The sequence below is a fragment of the Pseudomonas sp. DY-1 genome (assembly GCF_003626975.1).
Classification (GTDB): Bacteria; Pseudomonadota; Gammaproteobacteria; order Pseudomonadales; family Pseudomonadaceae; genus Metapseudomonas.
On record NZ_CP032616.1, the window covers coordinates 3,483,409 to 3,510,118 of the forward strand.

Annotated in this window: 29 protein-coding genes and 1 riboswitch; of the genes, 14 read left to right on the forward strand and 15 right to left on the reverse strand. The window is 64.8% G+C overall.

What is annotated here, in order from left to right:
• The first annotated feature begins 78 nt into the window (after positions 1–78).
• From catA to ispA, 5 genes are all read left to right on the forward strand, one after another.
• Positions 79–990, forward strand: a complete 912-nt coding sequence (catA, locus tag D6Z43_RS16465) for a catechol 1,2-dioxygenase (protein ID WP_120653216.1) — start codon at positions 79–81, stop codon at positions 988–990.
• 232 nt (positions 991–1,222) lie between these two features.
• Entirely contained in the window at positions 1,223–1,657 is a 435-nt protein-coding gene (locus D6Z43_RS16470; RefSeq protein WP_120653217.1) for a 3-isopropylmalate dehydratase, read from the forward strand.
• Between the two features lie 297 nt (positions 1,658–1,954).
• Positions 1,955–2,713, forward strand: coding sequence for a sulfite exporter TauE/SafE family protein (locus tag D6Z43_RS16475; RefSeq protein WP_120655289.1), 759 nt, complete (start codon positions 1,955–1,957; stop codon positions 2,711–2,713).
• A gap of 231 nt (positions 2,714–2,944) precedes the next feature.
• Positions 2,945–3,187 carry an exodeoxyribonuclease VII small subunit gene (locus D6Z43_RS16480; RefSeq protein ID WP_120653218.1) on the forward strand — a complete coding sequence of 81 codons (243 nt, stop codon included), beginning with the start codon at positions 2,945–2,947 and terminating at the stop codon, positions 3,185–3,187.
• Entirely contained in the window at positions 3,184–4,071 is an 888-nt protein-coding gene (ispA, locus tag D6Z43_RS16485) for a (2E,6E)-farnesyl diphosphate synthase (RefSeq protein WP_120653219.1), read from the forward strand. Before D6Z43_RS16480 ends, ispA begins: the two co-directional genes overlap by 4 nt.
• 30 nt (positions 4,072–4,101) lie before the next feature.
• Here the strand turns inward: ispA and D6Z43_RS16490 are convergent, their stop codons facing one another.
• Positions 4,102–4,998, reverse strand: a complete 897-nt coding sequence (locus tag D6Z43_RS16490; RefSeq protein ID WP_162945852.1) for a phosphatase PAP2 family protein — start codon at positions 4,996–4,998, stop codon at positions 4,102–4,104.
• A gap of 196 nt (positions 4,999–5,194) precedes the next feature.
• On the opposite strand from D6Z43_RS16490, the gene D6Z43_RS16495 reads away from it, so the two are divergent.
• The 3 genes from D6Z43_RS16495 (at position 5,195) to dxs (ending at position 11,432) form a co-directional block, all read left to right on the forward strand.
• Complete coding sequence (locus D6Z43_RS16495; RefSeq protein WP_120653221.1) at positions 5,195–8,464, forward strand: carboxyl transferase domain-containing protein; 3,270 nt, start codon at positions 5,195–5,197, stop codon at positions 8,462–8,464.
• 15 nt (positions 8,465–8,479) lie between these two features.
• A complete protein-coding gene (locus D6Z43_RS16500; protein WP_120653222.1) occupies positions 8,480–9,433 on the forward strand; it encodes an alpha/beta fold hydrolase in 954 nt (317 codons plus the stop codon).
• Between the two features lie 103 nt (positions 9,434–9,536).
• Positions 9,537–11,432, forward strand: coding sequence for a 1-deoxy-D-xylulose-5-phosphate synthase (gene dxs / locus D6Z43_RS16505; RefSeq protein WP_120653223.1), 1,896 nt, complete (start codon positions 9,537–9,539; stop codon positions 11,430–11,432).
• Between the two features lie 172 nt (positions 11,433–11,604).
• On the opposite strand, the gene D6Z43_RS16510 is transcribed toward dxs, so the two are convergent.
• From D6Z43_RS16510 to nrdR, 13 genes are all read right to left on the reverse strand, one after another.
• The gene (locus D6Z43_RS16510; protein WP_120653224.1) at positions 11,605–12,402 is read right to left on the reverse strand and encodes a cobalamin-binding protein; all 798 of its coding nucleotides are present in this window, start codon (positions 12,400–12,402) and stop codon (positions 11,605–11,607) included.
• Complete coding sequence (locus tag D6Z43_RS16515) at positions 12,402–12,821, reverse strand: MFS transporter (RefSeq protein WP_120653225.1); 420 nt, start codon at positions 12,819–12,821, stop codon at positions 12,402–12,404. Before D6Z43_RS16515 ends, D6Z43_RS16510 begins: the two co-directional genes overlap by 1 nt.
• A complete protein-coding gene (gene ribA, locus D6Z43_RS16520; protein WP_120653226.1) occupies positions 12,818–13,432 on the reverse strand; it encodes a GTP cyclohydrolase II in 615 nt (204 codons plus the stop codon). The genes D6Z43_RS16515 and ribA overlap by 4 nt, the downstream gene beginning before the upstream one ends.
• A 107-nt stretch (positions 13,433–13,539) precedes the next feature.
• On the reverse strand, positions 13,540–14,220 hold the full coding sequence (locus tag D6Z43_RS16525; RefSeq protein WP_120653227.1) for a TIGR02281 family clan AA aspartic protease: 681 nt from the start codon (positions 14,218–14,220) through the stop codon (positions 13,540–13,542).
• Positions 14,207–14,962 (reverse strand): ABC transporter substrate-binding protein, encoded by a 756-nt coding sequence (locus D6Z43_RS16530; protein WP_120653228.1) that lies wholly within the window; start codon positions 14,960–14,962, stop codon positions 14,207–14,209. The genes D6Z43_RS16525 and D6Z43_RS16530 overlap by 14 nt, the downstream gene beginning before the upstream one ends.
• Positions 14,963–15,008: 46 nt before the next feature.
• Entirely contained in the window at positions 15,009–15,509 is a 501-nt protein-coding gene (locus D6Z43_RS16535) for a phosphatidylglycerophosphatase A (protein WP_120653229.1), read from the reverse strand.
• Positions 15,502–16,470 (reverse strand): thiamine-phosphate kinase, encoded by a 969-nt coding sequence (gene thiL / locus D6Z43_RS16540; protein WP_120653230.1) that lies wholly within the window; start codon positions 16,468–16,470, stop codon positions 15,502–15,504. Before thiL ends, D6Z43_RS16535 begins: the two co-directional genes overlap by 8 nt.
• A 13-nt stretch (positions 16,471–16,483) precedes the next feature.
• Positions 16,484–16,957 carry a transcription antitermination factor NusB gene (nusB, locus tag D6Z43_RS16545; protein ID WP_120653231.1) on the reverse strand — a complete coding sequence of 158 codons (474 nt, stop codon included), beginning with the start codon at positions 16,955–16,957 and terminating at the stop codon, positions 16,484–16,486.
• Positions 16,954–17,430, reverse strand: a complete 477-nt coding sequence (gene ribE, locus D6Z43_RS16550; protein WP_120653232.1) for a 6,7-dimethyl-8-ribityllumazine synthase — start codon at positions 17,428–17,430, stop codon at positions 16,954–16,956. Before ribE ends, nusB begins: the two co-directional genes overlap by 4 nt.
• Before the next feature lie 61 nt (positions 17,431–17,491).
• Entirely contained in the window at positions 17,492–18,586 is a 1,095-nt protein-coding gene (gene ribBA / locus D6Z43_RS16555; RefSeq protein ID WP_120653233.1) for a bifunctional 3,4-dihydroxy-2-butanone-4-phosphate synthase/GTP cyclohydrolase II, read from the reverse strand.
• Between the two features lie 17 nt (positions 18,587–18,603).
• Positions 18,604–19,266: a riboflavin synthase gene (locus tag D6Z43_RS16560; protein ID WP_120653234.1), complete on the reverse strand. Its 663-nt coding sequence runs from the start codon at positions 19,264–19,266 to the stop codon at positions 18,604–18,606.
• Between the two features lie 219 nt (positions 19,267–19,485).
• Positions 19,486–19,632, reverse strand: a riboswitch (FMN riboswitch).
• Positions 19,633–19,720: 88 nt separating this feature from the next.
• Positions 19,721–20,830: a bifunctional diaminohydroxyphosphoribosylaminopyrimidine deaminase/5-amino-6-(5-phosphoribosylamino)uracil reductase RibD gene (gene ribD / locus D6Z43_RS16565; RefSeq protein WP_120653235.1), complete on the reverse strand. Its 1,110-nt coding sequence runs from the start codon at positions 20,828–20,830 to the stop codon at positions 19,721–19,723.
• On the reverse strand, positions 20,830–21,294 hold the full coding sequence (gene nrdR / locus D6Z43_RS16570; protein ID WP_120653236.1) for a transcriptional regulator NrdR: 465 nt from the start codon (positions 21,292–21,294) through the stop codon (positions 20,830–20,832). Before nrdR ends, ribD begins: the two co-directional genes overlap by 1 nt.
• A 112-nt stretch (positions 21,295–21,406) precedes the next feature.
• Between nrdR and D6Z43_RS16575 the strand changes: the two genes are divergently transcribed.
• From D6Z43_RS16575 to trxA, 3 genes are all read left to right on the forward strand, one after another.
• Positions 21,407–21,832: a YbaY family lipoprotein gene (locus D6Z43_RS16575; RefSeq protein WP_120653237.1), complete on the forward strand. Its 426-nt coding sequence runs from the start codon at positions 21,407–21,409 to the stop codon at positions 21,830–21,832.
• Positions 21,829–22,482, forward strand: a complete 654-nt coding sequence (locus D6Z43_RS16580) for a methyltransferase (protein ID WP_120653238.1) — start codon at positions 21,829–21,831, stop codon at positions 22,480–22,482. The genes D6Z43_RS16575 and D6Z43_RS16580 overlap by 4 nt, the downstream gene beginning before the upstream one ends.
• Before the next feature lie 251 nt (positions 22,483–22,733).
• Complete coding sequence (gene trxA / locus D6Z43_RS16585) at positions 22,734–23,603, forward strand: thioredoxin (RefSeq protein ID WP_120653239.1); 870 nt, start codon at positions 22,734–22,736, stop codon at positions 23,601–23,603.
• A 69-nt stretch (positions 23,604–23,672) separates the two neighbouring features.
• Here the strand turns inward: trxA and D6Z43_RS16590 are convergent, their stop codons facing one another.
• Positions 23,673–24,020, reverse strand: coding sequence for a hypothetical protein (locus tag D6Z43_RS16590; protein WP_120653240.1), 348 nt, complete (start codon positions 24,018–24,020; stop codon positions 23,673–23,675).
• 106 nt (positions 24,021–24,126) lie between these two features.
• Between D6Z43_RS16590 and D6Z43_RS16595 the strand changes: the two genes are divergently transcribed.
• From D6Z43_RS16595 to D6Z43_RS16605, 3 genes are read left to right on the forward strand one after another with little or no spacing between them, the layout of a single operon-like run.
• Positions 24,127–24,693 carry a DUF2796 domain-containing protein gene (locus D6Z43_RS16595; RefSeq protein WP_120653241.1) on the forward strand — a complete coding sequence of 189 codons (567 nt, stop codon included), beginning with the start codon at positions 24,127–24,129 and terminating at the stop codon, positions 24,691–24,693.
• Between the two features lie 40 nt (positions 24,694–24,733).
• Positions 24,734–25,441, forward strand: a complete 708-nt coding sequence (locus tag D6Z43_RS16600; protein ID WP_120653242.1) for an ABC transporter ATP-binding protein — start codon at positions 24,734–24,736, stop codon at positions 25,439–25,441.
• 1 nt (position 25,442) lies between these two features.
• Positions 25,443–26,705 carry an ABC transporter permease gene (locus D6Z43_RS16605; RefSeq protein ID WP_120653243.1) on the forward strand — a complete coding sequence of 421 codons (1,263 nt, stop codon included), beginning with the start codon at positions 25,443–25,445 and terminating at the stop codon, positions 26,703–26,705.
• Positions 26,706–26,710 lie beyond the last annotated feature (5 nt).

Consider the following 26,710-nt stretch of genomic DNA (forward strand, 5'->3'; position numbering starts at 1 on the left):
ATACTTATCGACCATCACCAAACTGGCACCGCCCTTGCTCAAGGGTTCTGGCCCACAACAAAAACATGAGGCCCAACCGTGAGCAACAAACTGTCCAGCACCGAAAGCGTCCAGAAGTTCTTCCAGGAAGTGAGCGGCTTCAACAACGATCGGGGCAGCCCGCGCATGAAGCAACTGGTGAACCGCATCCTGGTCGACTCCATCAAGATCATCGAAGACCTGGAAGTCACCACCGAAGAGTTCTGGAAAGCGGTGGACTACTTCAACCGCATGGGCGCCCGCGGCGAAGCCGGCCTGCTGGTAGCCGGCCTTGGCCTGGAGCACTACCTGGACCTGCTGCTGGATGCCCAGGACGAGCAGGCCGGCCTGTCCGGCGGCACCCCGCGCACCATCGAAGGTCCGCTGTACGTGGCTGGCGCGCCGCTGTCCGAAGGCGAAACGCGCATGGACGACGGCACCGATGCCGGCACCGTGATGTTCCTCCAAGGGCAGGTGAAGGATGCCGAGGGCAAGCCGATTGCCGGCGCCGTGGTCGACCTGTGGCACGCCAACACCAAGGGCACCTACTCCTACTTCGACACCACCCAGTCGGACTACAACCTGCGTCGCCGCATCGTCACCGATGCCGATGGCCGCTACCGCGCCCGCAGCATCGTGCCGTCCGGCTACGGCTGCCCGCCGGATGGCGCCACCCAGGAAGTGCTGAACCACCTGGGCCGCCACGGCAATCGTCCGGCACACATCCACTTCTTCATCTCCGCACCGGGCCATCGCCACCTGACCACCCAGATCAACCTGTCGGGCGACGAATACCTGTGGGACGACTTCGCCTATGCCACCCGCGACGGGCTGGTGGGCGAGGTGCGCTTCGGCGAAAACCGCCATGGCGTGGTAGGTCGGGTTGCCGAAATCGACTTCGACTTCCAGCTGCAGAAGGCCCCTAGCCCGGAGCAGGAAGCCATCCGCGATCGCGTTCGCGCCGAAGGCTGAGTCGGGGGAGGCTGGTTCTCACGCTACTTGAGCCGGTCGTTATGGGCCGGCCTTGGGTGCCGAGCGGGTTTCCCTCACCCCCGGCCCCACTCCCACAGGCAGAAGGGTGACTCGCGCCGGGTACTCCCTGCCAATCCTTCAGGCGAGAACGATCGCCGATCGGCGTGGCATTCCCTACTCCATCCACTAGAGTTCCAGCAGCGCTTTCGCGTTTCCGCCCAAGGAGGGCTCCATGCGTCTGACCTGTGCCGCTGTTTCTCTGCTCCTGCTCGCCGGTTGCTCGTCCTACCGGGCCGAGCCGGAACACATCATCCCAGTCCCGGCCGACCGTTTGCTGGCGTTCCAGGACCCGGTAGAAGGCGGTGGACAGATCGTGGTGAACCGCGACATGGGCGGATTGGGCAGCGGCTGCTACATCGCCGTGCATGTGGATCGCCAGTTGGCGGCGCGCATCGGTATCGGCGAGGTTGCCAGCTTCCAGGTGCCGCCCGGTGATCGAATTGTCGGCATCGGCATCGACGAAACCGACGACACCCTCTGCTCCAAAGGTCGTCTGCGTCGAGAGAAGGCCGCCCATGTGGAGACCGGCCAAAGCGAGCATTTCCGCATCGTCAGCGACAACCGTGAAGGTTTCGCCCTGCTGGCGGACGATCCGAAAGCACAATGAAAGAGGCCGGAATCGGGGCTGTATAACCCGGTTCCGGCCTGACGCTAAAGCGTGGATCTCTGCCTTGTCACCTTCCGCAGTTACTGCCCGGGAAGGCTTGTGGAGTGGGCTTCCTTGCGCTTACCGCCCCCGCCCCATACGAGTTGTTGAAAGCATACTGCTACCGCGAAAACACGCGTCTCCACTTATCAGCGATTCGGCTCACTGGTCGGCGGCCAATCAGGCAGGAGACCGTTCGCCCGTCCTTTGCCACCGTTCATTCTCGAGAGTAACCTGCCGGCTTTTGCGCGCCTGCTCATGAGCCACCACGATTTCTTCCTCCTATTGGTCGCCGGCTTCGCGGCGGGGGGCATGAATGCCCTTGCCGGCGGCGGAACGTTTTTCTCCTTCCCCGCCCTGCTCGCGGCCGGCCTGCCCCCTGTCACCGCCAACGCTACCAACGCCGTGGCCCTGTGGCCCGCCAGCCTGGCCGCCAGCTGGGCGGCACGCGAACAACTGCGTCCGCTGGGTCGCTACGTGGTGCCGCTGGTGCTGGTGTCCCTTCTGGGCGGACTGGGCGGCGGCCTGCTGTTGCTGGCCGGTGGCGACGAGACATTCCGCCGGCTGATTCCCTGGCTGCTGCTGGCCGCCACCCTGTTGTTCGCTGCCAGTCCCTGGCTGAGCAGGCTGATCAACCGCCAGCACGCAGCCGGCGGGCTTCCGCCCCACGGCCTTGCCAGCCACCTGTCTCACAGCCTGGTTGCCATCTACGGCGGCTACTTCGGCGCCGGCATGGGCATCCTGCAACTGGCGGCCTTTTCCATCGAAGGCCATCCGCTGCTGCGCGCCAACGCGTTGAAGAACCTGCTGTCGAGCACTATCTACAGCGTGGCGGTGGTGACCTTCGTGGCGGCAGGCAGGGTCAGTTGGACCGAACTCGCCGTGCTGCTCGGTGCCGCCAGTTGTGGCGGTTATGCAGGCGGCGCGCTGGCCCGGCGGCTGCCGACCAGCTGGTTGCGCTGGCTGGTGATCGCCGTAGGGACGGGGATGACGGTGTATTACTTCTTCACCGCCTGAGTGTGGGAGCGAATTCATTCGCGAATAAATTCGCTCCCACTGGACGCCGAACCTCCCTTGGTGGGCTGAAGCCCACCCTACGGACTTCATCGAACGCGCTCTTGTAGGGGGGAATTCATTCGCCCCTACAGGTTCCTCACCAAGCCCCAGCAACCATCCGCCCCCTTCATTTGCCCGCAAGGTGCGCCTCTGCTAGTGTCGCGCCCGATTCGACTGCCGCGAGACAGCAACATGGCCCGCAAGAAAGCCTCCCCCGATTTCGAACAGTCCCTCGCCGAACTGCAGACCCTGGTGGAACGCCTGGAAAGTGGCGAGCTCTCGCTGGAGGACTCCCTCAGCGCCTTCGAGCAAGGCATCCGCCTGACCCGTGAATGCCAGTCCGCGCTGAACCAGGCCGAACAGAAGGTGCAGATCCTGCTGGAACGCGACGGCCAGCTGGAGGAAGCGCCCTTCGACGCGGACGAGCAAGCATGATTTCCGGCTACCAGACCCGCTGCCAGGAGAGAGTCGATGCAACCCTCGCCGAGCTGTTCATCGCTCCGCTCGCGCCGCTCGAACGTCTCTACCAGGCTATGCGCTACAGCGTGATGAACGGCGGCAAACGCGTGCGCCCGCTGCTGGTCTACGCAGCTTGCGAAGCCTTGGGCGGCGACGTGGCGCGGGCCGATGGTGCGGCCTGCGCGGTGGAGCTGATCCACGCCTATTCCCTGGTTCATGACGATCTGCCGGCGATGGACGACGACGACCTGCGTCGTGGCCAGCCCACCACCCATATCGCCTTCGACGAAGCCAGCGCCATTCTCGCCGGCGACGGTTTGCAGGCACTGGCCTTCGAAGTGCTGGCCGATGCCCAGCGCAACCCGCACGATGCTGAAACCCGCCTGGCGATGATCGCCAGCCTCGTCCAGGCCGCTGGTCCCGCCGGGATGGTTGGCGGCCAGGCCATCGATCTGGGTTCTGTAGGGCTGAAACTCGACCAGGCTGCATTGGAAACCATGCACCGTCACAAGACCGGTGCGCTGATCGAAGCCAGCGTGCGCCTCGGTGCCCTGGCCAGTGGCCGTGCCGACCCTGCGACACTGGCAGCGCTGCGCATTTACTCCCGCGCAATCGGCCTGGCCTTCCAGGTGCAGGACGACATTCTCGACGTGGAAAGCGATACCGCCACCCTGGGCAAGACCCAGGGCAAGGACGAGGCCCACGACAAGCCCACCTACCCTGCCCTGCTCGGCCTCGACAATGCCAAGGCCTATGCCCTGGATTTGCGTGACCAGGCCCTGCGGGCCATCGCCTCGCTCGGTGACAGCGCCGAGCCGCTGCGCGCCCTGGCGCGCTATATCGTCGAACGGCGCAGCTGATCGCGCCGTCCGACATTAACCTCGGTTTTATCAGGCGACCGGCTCGGCTGCAGCGCCCTGTGGCGTGCGACCTGCTTCGAGCAGCCCCATGCGTACCAGTATCCAGGGCATCGCTGCCGCTACGAACATGCCCATCACCAGCCCGCGCAGCCCCTGCCAGAGTTGCGGGTCCAGCGGCCAGGCACCACCGGCCAGCTTCAGCGCTTTCTGCAGCACGATGAAACTCACCGCACCGATGCCTGCGGCCAGCAGGCGGCGCCAGACGGCAACCTCGGCGGAAAACGCCAACTGGCGATAGCCGCACAACACGCCGATGATCAGCCCCGCCAGCAGCGGCACATAGCTGGGCGCAACCCCAGGCCAGGTCTGCCAGGCGCCAAGGAACACCAGCAGGATCAGCGCCAGGTGCCAAAGCCCGTGGGCCTCGCGCCACCAGTTCCATTGCCGAACCTGCGCGAACAGCAGCAGGGTAGCAATGCCCAGCAGCGAGCCACCCAGCACGTCCTCCACATCATGAGCACCGAGGTAGAGCCGGCTGAAAATGATCCCCGTCACCACCCCGGCGCTGACCACCCAGGCCCAGGCGCGACGCAGCTCGAAGGCCAACCAGAACCAGATCACCACGGCGATCTGCGCGTGACCGCTAGGCAGGCCGAAGCTGTCGCCCACCTCATGGTCCATGCGCAGGGTCATGTCCGGACGCGGGTCCTGCCAGTAATCCTTGAGCCAGGCGTTGATCAGTGCGGTCACGGCCACCAGCACCAGCAGCCGCAAGAAGACCCCGCGGTTCCAGGCCCAATAGCCCAGCGGCAGGAAGAACAGGATGAACTTCTCGTAACCCAGCAGAGTAAAGAAGCGCATCACCGGGGTCAGCGTGTCGCTGCGTAGGGGCAGCACCCAGTCCAGGCTGTGCAGCAACTCGTTCATCGACGGTCCTTGTGGAGTAAATGGAGGCGCCACAGATACTGCAGGGCATCGGGCTGCCACAAGGGCCGATTCGGACATTCCATATCACCGGATCATCAGCCGCCATGAGTGGCGGGTATTCGTCGCGGCACAGTTGGCTGCGGCGATTGGCCCTCGCTGCCTAAGATCACTGGATTGCACGCCAAGGACCCTAGTCGTGACCACAGCCATCCAGTCCCTGCTGATCGCCAACCGTGGCGAAATCGCCATCCGCATCGCCCGCGCCGCCGCCGAACTGGGCATCCGCAGCGTCGCGGTGTACGCCGAGGACGATGACCAGTCCCTGCACCTGCGCAAGACCGACCTCGCAGTGCCGCTCGTGGGCCGCGGCGCAGCGGCCTACCTGGATGCCACTCAATTGGTGAAAGTGGCGCTCGAGAATGGCTGCGACGCCGTGCACCCCGGCTACGGATTCCTCAGCGAGAACGCCGATTTCGCCCGCCAGTGTGAAGCCGTCGGCATCCGTTTCATCGGGCCTTCGGCCGAGGCCCTGGAACTGTTCGGCGACAAGGCCCGCGCCCGTGAGTTGGCCGCGCGCTGCGGCCTTCCGCTGGCCACCGGAAGCAATCACGCCACTACCCAGGAAGAAGCCGGCGCGCTGCTGGAAAGCGGCCCGATCATGCTCAAGGCCCTGGCCGGTGGTGGCGGGCGCGGTATGCGCGCGGTACGCGACAAGGCGGAGCTGGCACAAGCCTTCGAGCGCTGCCAGTCCGAGGCCCGCGCCGCCTTCGGCAATGGCGACCTGTACGTCGAGCGACTGATCGAGAACGCCCGGCACATCGAAGTGCAGGTGCTGGGCGACGGCGAGCAGGTGACGCATTTGTGGGAGCGCGATTGCAGCCTGCAACGACGTCACCAGAAGGTGGTCGAGATCGCCCCTGCGCCCGACCTGGATGTGGACCTGCGCCAGCGCATCCTCGATGCGGCGCTGACCCTGGCCACCGCCGTGGGCTATCGCGGTATCGGCACATTCGAGTTCCTGGTGGACGCAGCCCGTGGCAATTTCGTGTTCATGGAAGCCAACCCGCGCGTCCAGGTCGAACACTGCATCACCGAGGCCATCACAGGCATCGACCTGGTCCAGGCGCAGATCCGTCTCGCCGCCGGCGCCAGCCTGGCCGAACTGGGCCTTCTTGCGCCCATTGCCTCACGCGGCTTCGCTGTCCAGTTGCGGATCAATCTGGAGAGCATGCAGGCCGACGGCAGTGCCCGCCCTGCTGGCGGACTGATCAGCGCCTTTGATCCACCCAGCGGCCCCGGCATCCGTGTCGACGGCTATGGCTACGCTGGTTACGCCACCAACCCCAGCTACGACTCGCTGCTGGCCAAGCTGATCATCCAGGGCGACGACCTGCCCGCCGCCCTGCGCCGCGCCTATCGCGCACTGTGTGAATTCCGCCTCGAGGGGGTGACGAGCAACATCCACTTCCTGCAAAACCTGCTATGTCGTGCAGAACTGGCAAATGGCGTCGACACCCGCTTCATCGAGCGGGAAATCGGTCAACTCCTGGCCCCGCAACAAGCTGCCCATCCACACCTGTTCGTCAGCGGCGCGAAAACCGCCAGCAATGGCCCGACCGGGCAACCCGACGCACCGGCCGGCTGTGTGCCGCTGAACGCGCCCAGCCAGGGTGTGCTGGTCAGCCTCGATGTGCAGGTGGGCGACGCCGTTGCCGCCGGGCAGGCGGTGGCGGTGCTGGAGGCGATGAAGATGGAGTTCGTGGTCAAGGCGGTCCAGGGCGGCATCGTCCGGGCACTGGCCGTGGCACCGGGCGACAGCCTGTTCGAAGGCGCTCCGCTGCTGTTCCTGGAACCTGCGGAAGTGGTCGGTGATGCGGTGCTGAGCGAGGAGAGCCTCGACCTTGCCCATATCCGCGCGGATCTTGCCGAAGTGCTGGAACGCCATGCAGTCACCACCGATGAACGTCGCCCGCAGGCCGTGGCCCGGCGGCGCAAGACCGGTCAGCGCACGACACGAGAGAACCTTGACGACCTGCTGGATGCAGGCAGCTTCATCGAGTACGGCGCATTGGCGCTGGCGGCCCAGCGTCGGCGACGGTCGCTGGAGGAGCTGATAGAGCAGAGCCCGGCCGACGGGCTGGTGGCTGGTATCGGCACGGTCAACGCCACCCGGTTCAGCAGCGAGGCCGCCCGTTGCATGACCATCGCCTACGACTACACAGTGTTCGCCGGTACGCAGGGGGTGATGAACCACAAGAAGACCGACCGCATGCTGGGCCTGGCCGAGCAATGGCGGCTGCCGCTGGTGCTGTTCGCGGAAGGCGGCGGTGGCCGGCCGGGGGATTCGGACTTCGTCGGTGTGGCGGGGCTGGACTGCCACACCTTCGTGGGCATGGCGCGACTGTCCGGCCTGGTGCCGTTGGTGGGTGTGGTTTCCGGCCGCTGCTTTGCCGGCAATGCTGCGCTGCTCGGTTGCTGCGATGTGATCATTGCGACAAAGAACGCCAGCATCGGCATGGCCGGCCCGGCCATGATCGAAGGCGGCGGCCTGGGCAGCTTCGCGCCGGAGGAAGTCGGCCCCAGCAGCGTCCAGGGCCCCAACGGGGTAATCGACGTGCTGGTGGAGGATGAGGCCGAAGCGGTTCGAGTAGCCCGGCAGTACCTGTCTTATTTCCAGGGCGACCTGGTCGACTGGCAATGCGCCGACCAGCGCCTGTTGCGCCAGGCCATTCCGGAGAATCGCCTGCGGGTCTACGACGTACGCGCACTGATTGAAACCCTGGCCGACCAGGACTCGGTACTGGAGCTGCGCCGACCGTTCGCGCCCGGCCTGATCACGGCCTTCATCCGCATCGAAGGCAAGGCGTTCGGCCTGCTGGCTAACAACCCGATGCATCTGGGCGGCGCCATCGACGCCCAGGCCGGCGACAAAGCCGCGCGTTTCATGCAGCTTTGCGATGCCTTCGACATCCCCATGCTCTCGCTATGCGACACCCCCGGCTTCATGGTCGGTCCGGAATCGGAGAAGCAGGCCACGGTGCGCCATGTCTCGCGCATGTTCGTCGCCGCTGCCGGGCTCTCGGTGCCCTACTTCACCGTAGTGCTGCGCAAGGGCTACGGCCTGGGCGCCCAAGCCATGGCGGCGGGCAGCTTCCATTCGCCAATCTTCACCATCGCCTGGCCCAGCGGCGAATTTGGCGCCATGGGCCTGGAAGGCGCAGTCCGTCTGGGCTACGCCAAGGAGCTGGCAGCCGTGGAAGACCCGACCGAGCGCCAACTGCTGTTCGACAAGATGGTTGCCAAGGCCTACCAGAACGGCAAGGCGATCAACATGGCCAGCTTCCTGGAGATCGACGCCGTGATCGACCCGCAGGAAACCCGCTCCTGGTTGCTGCGCGGGTTGAACGCCGCTCCCAGACCGGCGCCCCGCTCTGGCAAGAAACGCCCCTTCGTCGACACCTGGTAAGAAACGGAGCCTGTCATGCCGCCACTCGAACATCGCCTGCTGCCGGTCAATGGCATAATCCTGAGCCTTTACATGGCCGGCCCCGCCGCGGGACGACCGGTGTGGCTGCTGCATGGTTTCCCCGAATGCTGGTTCTCCTGGCGCCAGCAAATAACGCCGCTGGTGGAAGCCGGCTATCGGGTGCTGGTACCTGAAATGCGTGGCTATGGGGAGAGCAGTGCCCCTGAAGCGATCGAAGATTACGCACTGCTGACCCTTTGCGCAGACATCCAGGCCGCCATGGACAGCCTCGAGCAGACCGATGCCTGCGTGATCGGCCATGACTGGGGCGCGCCGGTGGCCTGGCACCTGGCGCTACTGGAGCCGCGCCGCATCCGTGCCATGGGCGCCATGTCGGTGCCCTTCGGTGGGCGTCCCAAGCGTCCGGCCATCGAGATCATGCGCGAGGCCAATGCCGGTCGCTTCAACTACATCCTCTACTTCCAGGAGCCTGGTGTGGCCGAGGCTGAACTGGATGCCGACCTCGACCGCAGTCTTCGCCTCCTGCTAAGCGACCTGGGCGACGCGGTGCTGCGCGACCGGCCCGCCGGCGCCGGCCTGCTGGATGGCCTCAGCGAGTCGCCCGCCCTCCCCGGCTGGTGCGATGCCGAGGAATTCGCCGTCTACCGCCGCACCCTGACCCGACAGGGCTTTCGCGGGCCGCTCAACTGGTACCGCAACTTCACCCGCAACTGGGAGCAGACCGAATTCCTGGCAAGCAGGCAGGTCGAGCAGCCCGCGCTGTTTCTCGTCGGCGACCTCGACCCGGTCGCACAACTGGAGGCTTACACGCTCAAGCGCATGGCCAGCCTGGTGCCGCGCCTGGAGCAGACCCGGTTACCCGATTGCGGCCACTGGTTACAGAACGAGCGCCCTGACCTGGTGAATCCGTTGCTGCTGGACTTCCTGTCCCGCCATTACCCGGCGTAGCAGATCGCACAGGCTGCTACGAACTGACTGACAGCGTGTTTGGGCAGTTACCAACGCATCAGGTAAACTTGCCCATCTTTTTTTTCCTATAACGATTCGCCTGATGCCCACGACGTTCCACGAGATTCCCCGCGAACGCCCCGTCACGCCCCTGCTCGACCGCGCGGCGACGCCGGATCAACTGCGCCGGCTTGGTGAGGCGGAGCTGGAAACCCTGGCCGACGAACTGCGCCAGTACCTGCTCTATACCGTCGGCAAGACCGGCGGACACTTCGGTGCCGGCCTGGGCGTGGTGGAACTGACCATCGCCCTGCACTACGTCTACGACACACCCGACGACCGGCTGGTCTGGGACGTGGGCCACCAGGCCTATCCGCACAAGATCCTCACCGGGCGCCGCGAGCAGATGGGCACCCTGCGCCAGAAGGACGGCGTCGCCGCCTTCCCACGCCGCGTGGAGAGCGAGTACGACACCTTCGGCGTCGGCCACTCCAGCACCTCCATCAGCGCCGCCCTGGGCATGGCTATCGCCGCCCGCATGCAGGGTTCAAACCGCAAGTCGATCGCCGTGATCGGCGACGGCGCGCTGACCGCAGGCATGGCCTTCGAGGCGCTCAACCATGCGTCGGATGTCCAGGCAGACATGCTGGTGATCCTCAACGACAACGACATGTCGATCTCGCGCAACGTCGGCGGCCTGTCGAACTACCTGGCGAAGATCCTCTCCAGCCGTACCTACGCCAGCATGCGCGAAGGCAGCAAGAAGGTGCTCTCGCGCCTGCCCGGCGCCTGGGAAATCGCTCGCCGCACCGAGGAATATGCCAAGGGCATGCTGGTTCCCGGCACCCTGTTCGAGGAGCTCGGCTGGAATTACATCGGCCCCATCGACGGCCATGACCTGCCCACCCTGGTTGCGACCCTGCGCAACATGCGCGACCTCAAGGGCCCGCAGTTCCTCCATGTGGTGACCAAGAAGGGCAAAGGCTTCGCCCCGGCGGAAGTCGACCCCATTGGCTACCACGCCATTACCAAGCTGGAGCCGATCAAGGCCCCGGCCGCACCGAAGAAACCTTCCGGCCCGAAATACTCCAGCGTGTTCGGCCAGTGGCTGTGCGACATGGCCGGGCAGGACCCGCGCCTGGTGGGCATCACCCCGGCGATGAAGGAAGGCTCCGACCTGGTGGCCTTCAGCGAGCGCTTCCCGGATCGTTACTTCGACGTGGCCATCGCCGAGCAGCACGCTGTGACCCTGGCGGCCGGCATGGCCTGCGACGGCGCCAAGCCGGTGGTGGCCATCTATTCCACCTTCCTCCAGCGCGGCTACGACCAGTTGATCCACGACGTGGCGGTGCAGAATCTCGATGTGCTGTTCGCCATCGACCGCGCCGGCCTGGTAGGTGAAGACGGCCCGACCCACGCGGGCAGCTTCGACCTCTCTTACCTGCGCTGCATCCCCGGCATGCTGGTGATGACGCCGAGTGACGAGAACGAACTGCGCCTGCTGCTGACCACCGGCTACCACTTCGAAGGCCCGGCAGCGGTGCGCTACCCGCGCGGCAGCGGCCCGAACGCACCGATCGATGCGACCCTGGCGCCGGTGGAAATCGGCAAGGGCGTGGTCCGTCGCAAGGGTTCGAAGGTCGCGATGCTGGTGTTCGGCGTGCAACTGGCCGACGCCCTGCAAGTGGCCGAAGGCCTCGATGCCACAGTGGTCGATATGCGTTTCGTCAAACCCCTGGACGAAGCGCTGGTGCGTGAACTGGCCGGTAGCCACGAACTGCTGGTGACTATCGAGGAGAACAGCGTGATGGGTGGCGCTGGCGCCGCCGTCAGTGAGTTCCTCGCCCGCGAGAACCTGCTCAAGCCGGTGCTGCACCTGGGGCTGCCCGACTACTACGTCGAACACGCCAAACCGGCGGAAATGCTCGCCGAGTGCGGGCTGGATGCGGCGGGTATCGAGGCGTCGGTGCGCGCTCGCCTGGCGTTGCTGGGGCTCTGATCGTCACCTGAAACTGTGGGGGCGATTCATTCGCGAATGAATGCGCTCCCACAAGCAATCCATGGTCCGGATGCAATCCGGGAGTGGCGTACAAGTCTTCCCGGATATCACTGGGTTACACGCCTGTAGAGTGCGCCGCGCGCACCAAGCCTCCGTCGGTGCACATGGCACCCTACCTTGCAGTCTCCAGCAAGCGGCACAGCTTCCTGGTCGCCTCCAGCATCTGGAAGCTCGGGCGCTCCAACCCCCGGTCCGGCACGGGCCAGACCCGCTGGTTCTTCACCGCAGCCAGTTGCGGCCAGGACGCCCAGGCGCTGGCCTGGCCCGGCTCGCTCACCAGGATCACCGCCGGGTCACGCTGCAGAACCGCTTCGACGCCCACTTGCGGTGCCGGCAATGACAGGTCGGCGAAAACGTTTTCCGCTCCACAGACCTTCAGGGCATCGCTGACGATCTGCTGCCCGCCCAGGGTGTACAGCGGCTTGTCCCACACCTGATAGAAGACCTTCAGCGGCACGTCGCGTTGATGACGCTGGCGCAGTTCCGCCAACCCAGCCTCGAAACGCGCTGCCAGTTGGCGACCCTGATCCGCGCGTCCGACTCGCTCGCCAATTGAGATGAAAGACTGCGCCAGTTGGCCCAGGTCCCTGGGTTCGACCACCAGTTGGGGAATGGAAAGCCGCTTCAGCTGCTCGCGACCGGCAGCTCCGACACTGTCGGGCCACAGCAACACCAGGTCAGGCTTGAGGCTGAGCAAGCTTTCTGCCTGGAGCTGGCCGTAGCGTCCCACGGACGGCAGGCCGGAGAGGTCGGCCGGCCGCTCGCCACCGTCGAGCACGCCCACCAGCAGATCGCCGGCGCCGAGGTCGAGCATGGTTTCAGTCAGGGAAGGTGCCAGGCTGACTACCCGCAACTGCGCCGCAGCGGGTAGCGCCAGGCACAGCAGCAGGAAGGCGAGCAGTCGGCGCATCAGCCGAGCTGGCGGGGGATTCGGTAGAGGTAGAGCATCACCAGGCTGCTCATGGCCAGGAGAACCAAGGCCACGGCGTTGAGGCCGAATGGCACTGCCAGCGCGGCTATCCACGCCGGAAGGCCGGCAGCGACGAATGCCTTGCGGCGTTGGCGCGCCAGTTCCTGCCAGGCTCCTGGCTCTTCGGCCCGGCCAAGGGCGGCTTCGGTCGCCACCAGGGCACGCTTGTAGGCGGAAAACATCGGCAGGCTGAGGAACATGGATGCCAGGGCGACGATAAAGAGCGGCATCTGCAAGACCGGCAGTGCCGGCTCGCCATCACCGAACAGGTAGCCCATGACCAGCAACGGCACCAGGGTGTAGCCCACCTGGCGCCACCAGGCCAGGGCCAACTGGCGGCGGACTTCCTTGCGGGTCACGACTCGGCTTCCGCCTGGTGCAGGTTGCCGAGCATGTGCCCGAGCTTGCCCGCCTTGGTCGCCAGGTACTTGCGGTTGTGCTTGTTCAGGCCGGTCTGCAGCGGGACGCGCTCAGCCACGTTGAGGCCGTAGCTTTCCAATGCCTTGACCTTGCGCGGGTTGTTGGTCATCAGCTTGATGGCGCTGACGCCCAAGTGTTCCAGCATCGGCTGGCACATGGCGTAGTCGCGCTGATCGGCGCCGAAACCAAGGCGTTCATTGGCTTCCACGGTGTCGGCACCGGCGTCCTGTAGCTCGTAGGCGCGAATCTTGTTCAGAAGGCCAATGCCACGACCTTCCTGGCGCAGGTAAAGGAGCACGCCGCAACCGGCTTCAGCGATGGCACTCAGGGCCGCTTCCAACTGGAAGCCGCAATCGCAGCGCAGGCTGAACAGGGCATCGCCGGTCAGGCACTCGGAGTGCAGACGGCCCAGGACAGGTTCGCCATTGGCCACATCACCCAGAGTCAGCGCTACATGCTCCTTGCCACTGGCCTCATCGAGGAAGCCGTGCATGGTGAACACGCCGAACGGAGTGGGTAGCTGGGAGGCGGCGACGAATACGACAGACACCGTGAAACTCCTGGAAATTTGCAAGGCCGGCATTGTAACAGCAGCGCTAGTTGGCCGGTCAGTTTGAATAGTTGGGGATAAGTATCGGTTGGCTCGAAGGAAGCGAGTCAGAACTTGGATTCCAGCATCAGCACCCCCTGCTCCTCGCGCCAGCGCACGCGATTCAGGAAGCTCATGCCGAGCAGCACATCCACTGGCGCCTCACCCTCGACCACCGCGCCTTCCACGCCGAGCACTTCGATGCTCCCGACCTTGATGCGATCGAGAGTCACCCGCCAGGCGTTGACTGTGCCAGCGGCGGTGCTGGCCTTCATCGGCTGGCCCTTGACCCGGTAGTCGATACCCAGGCGGCGTGCCTGGTTCTCGTTCATGGCAACGCTGGTGGCGCCGGTGTCCACCAGGAACTGCACCGGATGACCCTCGATGGAACCGGCCACCTGGTAGTGGCCGTTATTGCCGCGGGCAATGCTCAACTGGGTTTTCTGGGGCGCCGGCGGGCTGCCGGAGCCTGCAGGGCCGATGGACGTGCCGGACGGATTGTATTCACGCGAAAGGCTGTAACTTCGCTCGACCCCATCGACCCGCAGCACCGCGCCCTTGCTGTCGGCGCTGATGACCTGGACACCGCCAGGGCCGGTCTGTCCGACCTTCACCAGCTTGCGCTGGCCATCGACGTTGAGTACCGCAGCGCCGGGGAAAAGCCCGACTACCTGAACCTGGGTGGCGTCGGCAAGCAGCGGAACGAGCGCCAGCAGGAAGGCGGCGATACGCAGATCAGGGCGCGACATGGGGTTTCTCCAGCTCCTTGTCGAAGGCATAGGGTTGTTTCCAGCGGACGAACAGCGGACGAAGCTCGCCACTGGCGACCAATGCGTCCATGCGACGGTCGAACATGTCCGCCAGGCGACGGCCACGCGGCGTGTCGGCGAAGCCCAGGTACAACGGCAGGCGCGCCAGTGGGGTTACACGGTACTTGCCGGGCTCGGCCGCGCTCTCCAGCACGTCGTCGACTTCGGTTCGGGCGTCGATGTAGAAGTCCACGTGCCCCAGTTCGAGCATCGAGAGTATGCCGCTGCGCCGCTGGATTTCCTTGAAGTGCTTCAGATTCGGCAGGTAGTCCTGGTAGTCGTAACCACGAATCCAGGCCAGGCGGTACTGGCCGAGGGTGGCCAGGGTGGGAACCGGGGTTGAACGCAGCGAGAGTGCGCTGACCTGGTCGGCGTCGTAGTGCCAGCGCGGGTAGTACGCGCTCTGGACCTCATTGCGATAGGAGCCGACCCAGGCATCTGCCTCGCCGCGCTGCACCAGGCCAATGGAGCGGGTATAGGGTACGGAGTGAATCTTGAGCTGGATGCCTTCGGGTTCGTAGACCTTGCGCAGGATGTCCCAGCCGAGCCCTTTGCCGTTTGCCTCGGTGTGCTCGGGCCAGACCTCGCTGGCGAGGTGGATTTCATTGGACGGGAACTCGTCGGCCCACGCTGCGGGGAGCAGCAGGCAACCGATCAGAACCGCCAGAATCCAGCTCCGCATTGCGCCTCCGTCTACCAGCTCATCGTGGCCGCTGGTCCTGACAAGACTAGGCTACGCCCCAGACGATGAGTTGCATTGCCAGCCAGGCGAAGACACCGGCCAGCACATCGTCGAGCATGATGCCCACGCCGCCGTGGACGTGGCGGTCGATCCAGCGGATCGGCCAAGGCTTGAGGATGTCCATTACGCGGAAGACCAGGAAGCCCAGCAAAAGCCAGTGCCAACCTTCCGGCACCAACCAGAGGGTGATCCACATGCCGACCATCTCATCCCACACGATGCCTTCATGGTCGTGGACACGCAGGTCATCGGCGACCCTGCCGCACAGCCAGAAGCCAAACAGCATGGTGAGGCCCAGCATCAGCCAGTAGCCCCAGTCCGGCAGCATCTGCCAGAGCGGGATGAATGGCAGCGCCACCAGCGACCCCCAGGTACCCGGGGCCTTGGGCAAGGTTCCCGAGCCAAAGCCGAAGGCGATGAAGTGCCAGGGGTTGCTCCACACCGAATGGGGGATGGGTTGCGGCGTGGCCGATTCGCGATCAGTCACCTTGACTCCCGAAATGTTGATAGCCCAGTGCCGGCGGCTGAAGTATTGCGCCGGCATCGTCCAGCAGATGAACACCCTGCCCGGCTGCGACGCGGCCGATCACTGCCACTTCCGGCCAGTCCGCCCGGATGGCGGCCAGCTCACTGGCGGGCAGGGTAAAGGCCAGGCGGTAGTCGTCGCCACCGGACAGCGCACAATTGAGCGCGAATTCCCTGGAAAAGAGGCTTTCGAGTGCCGAAGACAGCGGCAGCTTGGTGGCTTCCACCAGCAGTGCCACGCCGGAGGTTGCGGCGATATGACCGCAATCGGCAAGTAGTCCGTCGGAAATGTCCAGGGCTGCTGTGGCCCGTCCACGCAGCGCCTGGCCGAGGGCCAGCTGAGGCTGTGGCGCCCAGTAACGTTGCAGCAGGTAATCCACCTCTGGCCCGCGTTCCTGGCGCTCGCCAAGCACCAGTGGCAATGCCCCACCGCCATCGCCCAGGCTACCGCCCACGCAGAGCAGGTCACCCGGACGCGCCCCGGCACGGGTCAGCGCCTGGCCGGCCGGGACGCGGCCGAACACGGTGAGGGTCAGGCTTAGCGGTCCACGCGTGGTATCACCACCGACCAGTCCGATTCCGCAATCGCTCGCCATTGCACAGAGTCCGCGGGCGAAGCCTTCGAGCCAGTCGGCGCGGGCGTCGGGCAGGGTCAGGGCAAGGGTGAAGGCGATGGGCTTGGCGCCCATGGCTGCCAGATCACTGGCGGAAACCGCCAGAGCACGCTGGCCAAGGAGGAAGGGGTCGGCGTCATCGGGGAAATGCACGCCAGCCACCAGTGTGTCGGTGGAGATCGCCAGCTGCTCGCCAGCCGGTAGCTGAAGCAGGGCGCAGTCGTCGCCAATGCCAAGGGCAATGCCTTCGCCCCCGGCCGCGCATGCGGCGGAGGCGAAGAAACGGCGGATCAGCTCGAACTCACCCACGCGCGAGCTGCAATCAGCGCTTGCCGCCGCGGACTTCGGCGGCCCGCAAGCGCGGTGCCAGCTTGTCCAGCACGCCGTTGACGAACTTGTGCCCGTCGGTGGCGCCAAACACCTTGGCCAGTTCGATGCCTTCGTTGATAACCACGCGATACGGCACGTCCTGGCGGTTCATCAGCTCAAAGGTCGACAGGCGCAGGATCGCCAACTCTACCGGGTCCACTTCTTCAAGGGCACGATCCAGGCAAGGCAGGAAGGCCGCATCGATCTCAGTCTTCTGGCGCGGCACGCCGTGCAGGATCTCGTGGAAGTAGGCACCGTCTACCGTGCTGAAATCGTTGTCGACGCGGAACTGCGCCTCGATTTCGTTGAGCGGCTGACCAGCAATGTGCCAGGAGTAGAGTGCCTGCATCGCCAGGCTGCGGGCCTGGCGACGGGCTGCAATCTTGCCTTTCGGTGCCTTGGGCGCCGAACCGTCTGCGTTGCTCACTTGGCCTCCAGGGCAGCCAGCAGGCTAACCATCTCCAGGGCGGACAGGGCAGCTTCTGCGCCCTTGTTGCCGGCTTTGGTGCCGGAACGCTCGATGGCTTGCTCAATGGAGTCGACGGTCAGCACGCCGAAGGCGACCGGAACGCCGAACTCCATGGAAACCTGGGCCAGGCCCTTGGTGCACTCACCGGCAACGTATTCGAAATGCGGGGTGCCGCCACGAATGACCGCGCCGAGGGCGATGATGGCGGAGTACTCGCCTTGCTGGGCGACCTTCTGGGCTACCAGCGGGATCTCAAACGCGCCGGGAGCGCGGATGATGGTGATGTCGTTTTCGCTGACACCGTGGCGAACCAGAGCGTCTACGGCGCCGCTTACCAGGCTTTCCACGACGAAACTGTTGAAACGGCCGACCACCAGGGCATAGCGGCCTTTGGGGGCGATGAAGGTACCTTCGATGGTCTTCAGGGACATGGGCGAGTTCTCGTCAATTAAAGAGCGAGGGCCCCGGCCTTGACGGTCGGAGCCCTGCGGGTCATTCAGCGGGCAGGTATTCTACAACTTCCAGGTCGAAACCGGATATCGCGTTGAACTTCATCGGCGAACTCATCAGGCGCATCTTGCGCACCCCGAGGTCGCGGAGAATCTGCGATCCGGCACCGACGGTGCTGTAGGTGGTCGGATTGGTGACCTTGGTTTCCGCTCCCAGCTGACGCTCCAGGTGCGCCAGCAGCTGCGGGCCGGTCAGCGGGTTGCCCAGCAGCAGCACTACGCCGCTACCGGCCTTGGCCACCGCGCTCATGGCAGCCCGCAGGCTCCAGCGGCCTTCCTGGTTGACCATGAACAGGTCGCGCAGCGGGTCCATGTTGTGGACCCGCACCAGGGTCGGTTCTTCCGGGCAGATCTTGCCCAGGGTCAGCGCCATGTGCACATCGCCTTCCACGGAATCACGATAGGTCACCAGGTTGAAGTGGCCCAGTTCGCTATCCAGCGGCTGCTCGGCGATGCGCTCGACGGTGCGTTCATGGATCAGGCGATAGTGGATGAGGTCGGCGATGGTGCCGATCTTGATCCCGTGCTCGGCGGCGAAGGCCTCTAGCTCGGGGCGACGGGACATGGTGCCGTCGTCGTTCATGATCTCGCAGATCACGCCGCTGGCCTCGAAGCCAGCCATGCGCGACAGGTCGCAAGCCGCCTCGGTGTGACCGGCGCGGGCCAGCACACCGCCTGGCTGAGCCATCAACGGGAAGATGTGACCGGGGCTGACGATGTCTTCGGCCTTGGCACCTTTGGCCGCGGCCACCTGTACGGTGCGTGCGCGGTCGGCGGCGGAGATACCGGTGGTCACACCTTCGGCCGCCTCGATGGAGACGGTGAACTTGGTGCCGAAGCCGGAACCGTTGCGCGGCGCCATCAGCGGCAGCTTCAGGAGTTCGCAACGCTCGCGGGTCATCGGCATGCAGATCAGGCCACGGGCGAAGCGGGCCATGAAGTTGATGTGCTCGGCCTGCACGCACTCGGAGGCCATGATCAGGTCGCCTTCGTTCTCGCGATCCTCGTCATCCATGAGGATGACCATCTTGCCCTGGCGGATGTCTTCGATCAGTTCGTCGATGCTGTTGAGAGCCATGGGCCCTCCTTCTGAATTCAGTGTTTGAGGTAGCCGTGTTCGGCGAGGAAGCTTTCGGTCAGGCCGGAGGACTGGGGCTCAGCCGCCTTGTCGCCCAGCAGCAGGCGTTCCAGGTAGCGGGCCAGCAGGTCGACCTCCAGGTTGACGCGGCGCCCCGGTCGGTAGTCGACCATGATGGTCTCGGCCAGGGTGTGCGGGACGATGGTCAGCTCGAACTCCGCGCCGTTTACCGAATTCACCGTCAGGCTGGTGCCGTCGACGGTGATCGAACCCTTCAGGGCAATGTACTTGGCCAGCTCGCGCGGTGCGCGGATGCGGAATTGCACGGCGCGGGCGTTGTCTTCCCGCGCCACGACTTCGCCGATACCGTCGACATGGCCGCTGACCAGGTGGCCGCCAAGACGGCTGGTGGGAGTCAGGGCCTTTTCCAGGTTGACCGGACTACCGGCCTTGAGGTCGTCAAAGGCAGTGCGAGCCAGGGTTTCGCGGCTGACGTCGGCCCAGAAGCCGTTACCGGGCAGTTCCACTGCGGTGAGGCAGACGCCATTGACCGCGATGCTGTCGCCGAGCTTGACGTCACCGAGGTCCAGCTTGCCGGTTTCCACCAGGACACGAACGTCGCCCCCCTTGGGGGTGATCGCACGGATGGTGCCGATGGCTTCGATTATGCCGGTGAACATGGGACCTCCAGAGCTTGCAGCGAACCGACAGAAGCCGGTGAAAGACGCATTATAGGCGCCCACCCCTCGCCCGCGCGCAGGCAAGCCGCCGGCGCCGGAAGGATCTGGGTTGTTGCATATGACATCGATGTAACTCCTGTTTCGTGAAAAACAGGGCGTATCGGATCGAAAGGGATCTGACGGGCACTGGCACGGACGTACGCTGGCCCAGGCAGGCAATCCCGTTCTCTCTTCATCCGGACTATTACCGTCGGCCCCGGAATCTAACCGGGTCTGCTGACCTCGCCATGGACGAGCGCTCGCGGGCTATGCGCTTGGCACGCAATTACCGCCGGTGGGGACTTGCACCCCGCCCTGAGAACGTTTCAGCCAGCATCGAACTGGCTGGCAGGCGTTTTATCACAGTCGTAACGAACTTGCATCGGCCTGTTCGGCCATATTGGCGGCGGGGAAATCAGGCAGTAGAGCGAGGCACCGCGATGACTCGCCAGTCGTCGCCTACGGCGCGCATTTCCACGATCTTCAATTCCTGGGCCTCGGCCATACGTGCCAGCGGCCAGTCAAGCAGCGGGCGGGCGCTGGAACCCAGGAACTTGGCGGCGATGAAAATCTGGTACTCATCCACCAGTCCGGCACGGGCAAAGGCCCCTGCAAGGCTAGGGCCGGCTTCCACCAGGACCTCGTTGACACCCCGGTTGGCCAGCTCCTGCAACAGTCGGCGCAGATCGACATGGCCATCGCCACCCGGCAACACCAGCAGCTCGTGGCCCGGGTAACCATCCTGGGCGCCCGCGCGGGCGGTCGCCACCAGTGTCGGGCCGGCCTGGAAGAAAGATACTGACAGCGGCACCCGCAGGCGCCCGTCCACCAGCACCCGCAGCGGCGGGCGACTGACGGCCAGCGCAGTGAGCTCAGCGTCCAGACCCAATTCGTCGGCACGTACGGTCAGGCGTGCAGCATCGGTAAGCACGGTGTCAGCGCCGGTCAACACGACGCTGGCGCGGGCACGCAAGCGCTGCACCGCCGAGCGGGCCGCCGGACCGGTAATCCACTGGCTTTCGCCACTGGCCATGGCGGTGCGGCCATCAAGGCTCATGGCGAGCTTGACCCTGACGAAGGGCAACCCCTGTTCCATCCGCTTGATGAAGCCGGCATTCAGTGCACGCGCTTCAGCCTCCAGCACGCCGCTCTCCACGGCGATGCCCGCATCTGCCAGACGTTGCAGGCCGCGGCCGGCGACCTGGGGATTTGGGTCCTGCATGGCGGCAACCACGCGCCCGACTCCGGCTGCCACCAGCGCATCGGCGCACGGCGGCGTGCGGCCGTGATGGCTGCAAGGTTCGAGAGTGACGTAGGCAGTGGCGCCACGGGCCAGATCGCCGGCCTGGCGCAGGGCATGGACTTCGGCATGGGGCTCACCGGCGCGGACGTGCCAGCCTTCACCGACGACCTCGCCATCACGAACGATGACGCAACCGACGCGCGGATTGGGATGGGTTGAGTAGATGCCCTTGCGCGCCAGCTCCAGGGCGCGGGCCATGTAGGCCTGATCGCTGGTGGCCATCAGTCTTTCGAGGGCTCGCGGGCCAGGCGCTCGATTTCTTCGCGGAACTCGTTGAGATCCTGGAAGCGGCGATAGACCGAAGCGAAACGGATGTAGGCGACTTCATCGAGCTTCTGCAACTCGACCATCACCAGTTCGCCCAGTACCCGAGATTTCACCTCGCGCTCGCCGGTGGCGCGCAACTTGTGCTTGATATGGGCGATGGCCGCCTCGAGACGTTCGATGCTCACCGGACGCTTCTCCAGTGCCCGCTGCATGCCGGCGCGCAGCTTCTCTTCGTCGAAGGGCTGGCGACTGCCGTCCTGCTTGATCAGGCGGGGCATGACCAGCTCGGCGGTCTCGAAGGTAGTGAAGCGTTCTTCGCAAGCCAGGCACTCGCGACGACGACGCACCTGATCGCCTTCTGCGACCAGCCGCGAATCGATGACCTTGGTGTCGTGGGCGCCGCAGAAAGGACAATGCATGGCGTTCGAGGAGCATCTGCAGAAAAGGGGGACCATGGTAGCGCATCCCCGGGGCAAGACAAGCCGACGGCTTTGCGCTATAAGGCCCGCGCATACAGATCAGGAATTCCAGATGCGCCCACTCCTTCCCCTGCTCCTGGCCGCGCTGCTAGCGGCGTGTGCCAGCGAAGAGCCCGCCCCGGAATTACCCACTCCGGCACAGCAACCCAAGGTTGAGGCCACGCCTGCACACATGCGTGAACTCAGCGGCGTGCTGCAGGCGCCGCCCGCGGGCAGCGAGGTGGAGCTGGCGCTGATATCGATCGATTCGCGCGACCGCCCGCAACGCCTGCTCGGCAACCTGGTGCTGAACGGCAATGGCGGCCCGCTGCCCTTCCGCCTGCTGTTCAACCCGGAATACTTTCCCCGAGGTGAGCGCGTGGAGCTGCGTGGGCGCGCGAGCCTGTCGGGACAACTGATCCTGAAACTGCAACCTCGCCTGATCCTGCAGCCTGAAAGCCAGTCCCTCGGACCGTTGCAGATGGTTCCAGCACCATGAGCGCCCCGGCAGCACTGCAACAGGCACTGGTCCAACTGCTGGGCGACGCCAGCCTCAGCGCGGAAACCCTGCCGGGAACCGATATCAGGCTCTGGCTGATCGATGCCAACAACATGGACCGCGCCTTCAGCCCCGAAGAAACCCGACGCATCCTCGAAGAGCCACCCTACTGGTGCTTCTGCTGGGCCAGCGGCCTCGCTCTGGCGCGCTGGCTGGCCGAGAAGCCGGAATGGGTCGCCGGCAAACGCGTGCTGGACTTCGGCGCTGGCTCGGGCGTGGCCGCCATTGCCGCGGCCAAGGCCGGCGCTGCTGAAGTGGTGGCCTGTGATCTCGACCCACTGGCGTTGGAAGCCTGTCGCGCCAATGCCGAGCTCAACGGTGTGCAGCTGAGCTATTCGGCGGACTTTTTCCAGGAACAAGACCGCTTCGACCTGATCATCGTCGCCGACGTGCTCTACGACCGCGCCAACCTGCCACTACTCGACCACTTCCTTACCCGCGGTCGCCAAGCCCTGGTGGCCGACTCGCGGGTACGCGATTTCCAGCACCCGCTCTATACCCGCCTTGCCGTGCTGGACGCCTGCACTTGGCCGGACCTGGCCGAGCCGGCGGAATTTCGCAATGTGAGCCTGTATCACGCGATTCGCTGAGACAGGGCACCTTGGCGAGGGAGACATGTTGTGGGGGGGCGCTAGGGGTCCCTCATGATGCTGCGGCCGGGCAAGGAATCGTCCCGGTACAGCTCGGAGTTGGGGCGCCCCTGCGGGGCGCTTGGCGAATGAATTCGCCCCTACAGGCAGCAGACCGACCGGCGGGAGAACACCTCGCTCGTACGGGGCATATTCATCCCCCGTCGGCGGCCTTATGATTCGCCCATTCCTTCGTGCCTTCGAGTGCCCAGATGAGCGACATTCCCTACATCTTCGATACCACCGGTGCCGATTTCGACCAGGCGGTGATCCAGAACTCCTTCCACAAGCCCGTGCTGGTGGATTTCTGGGCTGACTGGTGCGCGCCCTGCAAGGCGCTGATGCCACTACTGGCACAGATCGCCGAGTCCTACCAGGGTGAACTGCTGCTGGCCAAAGTGAACTGCGATATCGAGCAGGACATCGTGATGCGCTTCGGCATCCGCAGCCTGCCCACCGTGGTGCTGTTCAAGGACGGCCAGCCGGTGGACGGCTTTGCCGGCGCCCAGCCGGAATCGGCTATCCGCGCCATGCTCGAACCCCACGTACAGATCCCGGCCACGCCGCAGGGCAACCTGCTGGACGCTGCCCAGGCCTCGTTCAGCGAAGGCCGCATCAGCGAAGCCGAGAATCTGCTCAAGCAACTGCTCACCGAAGACAACACCAATGCCGCCGGCCTGATCCTCTATGCCCGCTGCCTGGCCGAACGCGGTGAACTGGGTGAAGCGGAAACCGTGCTCAATGCCGTGAAGAGCGACGAGCACAAGCAATCACTCGCGGGCGCCCGCGCCCAACTGACATTCCTGCGCCAGGCAGCCGACCTGCCTGAAGTGGCCGACCTGAAGTCGCGCCTCGCGCAGGATGCCGGTGATGACGAAGCGGTGTACCAGCTGGCGGTCCAGCAACTCTCCCGCCAGCAATACGAGCCGGCGCTGGACAGCCTGCTCAAGCTGTTCGTGCGTAACCGTGGCTTCGAGAACGGCCTGCCCCACAAGACCCTGCTGCAAGTGTTCGACCTGCTGGGTAACGACCATCCGCTGGTCACCACCTATCGCCGCAAGCTGTACAACGCGATCTACTGACAGGGTTCCGGGCCAGCCCTTTTCTGTGGGAGCGAATTCATTCGCGGTTGAAATCGCTCCCACAGTTCCTCAGCCCCTCCAGATATAAAGGGGCGCGTCCTCTCCCGCTTCCATATGCACCTGCTCGCAATGGCGCAGGCGCACCAGCAGGCGCTTGCCCGCGGCAGTACCGCCGGCCAGGGCTTCCAGTTCCGCCAACAGGCGAGGACCTTCCATTTGCCCGGCATCGCGCAGCAATTGCTGGGCGGTATCCCAAAGTGCATCACTGCGCGGTGTGTTCGGAGCCTTGGGCGCAGCCGGAGCCTGGACCGCGACCTCGGGCGTCAGGCGACTGGCCAGTTGGTCCCAGTCCTCAGCGTCCATTTCAATCGTCAGATCTACCGGCCAATCACCGATCTGTCCGCGAATTCGCAGCATGTCCAACTCCTCCAGAAACGAATGCGCAATGCTCCCATGGTGTTGGCGGGCTGCCTACATTTGTTATAACGTAACGCAAATTTTCGTCCCGCCCCGGAGATCCTTCATGCGCAGCCTGCTGCTTGCCCTGCCCTTCGCCCTGTTGCCTTTGGCCGTCGTCCAGGGCCACGAGCACGACCATGATCACGAACACGGCAGCCTCGGCGCCCACGAACACGGTGTGGCGCAGCTGAATGCTGTGCTGGACGGCAAGACCCTGGAACTGGAACTGGAAAGCCCGGCCATGAACCTGGTGGGCTTCGAGCATGAAGCGAAGAGCGATGCCGACAAGGCCAAGGTGGCTGCCGCCCGTGCAGAACTGGAAAAACCCCTGACACTCTTCGCCCTCCCCGCAACGGCAGGCTGCAAGGTCAAATCCCAGGAACTGGAAAGTCCACTCTTCGGCGCTGACGAGCACCATGACGAACATGCCGAAGGCCATGACCACGAACACAGTGAAGTTCACGCCCATTACCAGTTCGAATGCGCAAAGCCCGACGAATTGAAGGCCCTGGATCTGGCCGGGCTGTTCAAGCGCTTTCCCGCCACCCTGAAAATTCAGGTACAACTGATCGGCCCCAACGGCCAGCAAGGCGCGGAACTCAGCGCCAGCAACGCCAGCCTGAGCTTCTAACCCTTCGCAGAAACAGCCGGGGCAACCCGGCTGGATTCCCATGAGCCAGACACTGATCGAACTCCATGGGCTGGGCTTTGCCTGGCCCGGCCACCCGGAATTGCTGGACATCCCCGAATTCCATCTGAAACGCGGTGAGAGTCTCTTCCTCAAAGGTCCCAGCGGCAGCGGCAAGACCACCTTACTGGGTCTGCTCGGCGGCGTGCAGAAGCCCGGCCGTGGCAGCATTCGCCTGCTCGGTCAGGATCTGGCCTCGCTCTCCGCCAGCGCTCGCGATCACTTCCGCGTGGATCACACCGGTTACATCTTTCAGCAATTCAACCTGCTGCCCTTCCTGTCAGTGCGGGAAAACGTCGAATTGCCCTGCCGCTTCTCACGCTTGCGTTCCGAACGAGCCCGCCAGCGACACGGAAGCGTCGATGCGGCGGCAGCAACCCTGCTGCGCCATCTCGGCCTGAAGGAAGAACTGCTGCAACGCCGTGCCGACGCGCTGTCAATCGGCCAGCAACAACGGGTAGCGGCCGCTCGCGCGCTGATCGGCCAGCCGGAATTGGTGATCGCCGACGAGCCGACCTCGGCCCTGGACGCCGACGCCCGCGAGGCCTTCCTGCAGCTGCTGTTCGCCGAATGCCGTGAAGCCGGCTCCAGCCTGCTGTTCGTCAGTCACGACCAGAGCCTGGCTGCACTGTTCGACCGTAGCCTGTCGCTGGCGGATCTGAACCATGCCGCGCGCATCGAGGAGGATTGAGATGTATCTGCTGCGCCTGGCCCTGGCCAGCCTCGCCAACCGCCGATTCACCGCGCTGCTGACGGTCTTCGCCATCGCCCTCTCGGTCTGTCTGTTGCTGGCGGTCGAGCGCGTGCGCACGGAGGCACGCGCCAGTTTCGCCAGCACCATCAGCGGCACCGACCTGATCGTCGGTGCCCGATCCGGTTCGGTGAACCTGCTGCTCTATTCCGTCTTCCGTATCGGCAATGCTACCAACAACATCCGCTGGGAAAGCTTCGAAGCCATCAGCCAGGACAAACGGGTGAAGTGGGCCATCCCCATTTCCCTCGGTGATTCGCATCGCGGATTCCGCGTGATGGGCACCAGCGCTGCCTACTTCGATCACTATCGCTACGGCCGCGGACAGCCCTTGCAACTGGCCGAGGGCAAGCCCTTCGCCGACATGTTCGAGGTGGTATTGGGCGCCGAAGTGGCCGAAGCCCTGCACTACAAGCTAGGTGACAAACTGGTGCTGGCCCACGGCGTCAGCACCGTCAGCCTGGTGCAGCATGATGACAAGCCCTTTACCGTGATTGGTATCCTCGCTCGCACCGGCACTCCTGTTGACCGCACGTTGCACATTTCCCTGGCCGGCATGGAGGCACTGCACGTCGACTGGCAGAACGGTGTACCCGCACGCGGCGCGGGCAAGGTCAGCGCTGATCAGGCGCGCGCCATGGACCTGCAACCGAAGGCCATAACCGCCTTCCTCCTTGGTCTCAACAGCAAGATTGCCACCTTCGCGTTGCAACGGCAGATCAATGAGTACCGGGGCGAACCGTTGCTGGCGATTCTTCCGGGCGTCGCCCTGCAGGAGCTCTGGAGCCTGATGGGGACGGCGGAGAAGGCGCTTTTCGTAGTCTCGCTGTTCGTCGTGCTGACCGGGCTGATCGGCATGCTCACGGCCATCCTCACCAGCCTCAACGAGCGTCGCCGGGAAATGGCCATTCTCCGTTCGGTAGGCGCGCGGCCCTGGCACATCGCTAGCCTGCTGGTGCTGGAAGCCTTCGCCCTGGCCATGGCGGGTGCGGTGCTGGGGGTGGGCCTGCTCTATCTGGGCATAGCGCTCAGCCAAGGCTACGTCCAGGCCACCTACGGCCTCTTCCTGCCTCTCGCCTTGCCCAGCCCCTATGAGTGGACGCTGCTCGGCGCTATTCTGGCCGCTGCCCTACTGATGGGTGTAGTGCCAGCCTGGCGTGCCTATCGGCAGTCGCTGGCCGACGGTCTATCCATTCGCCTGTGAGACTT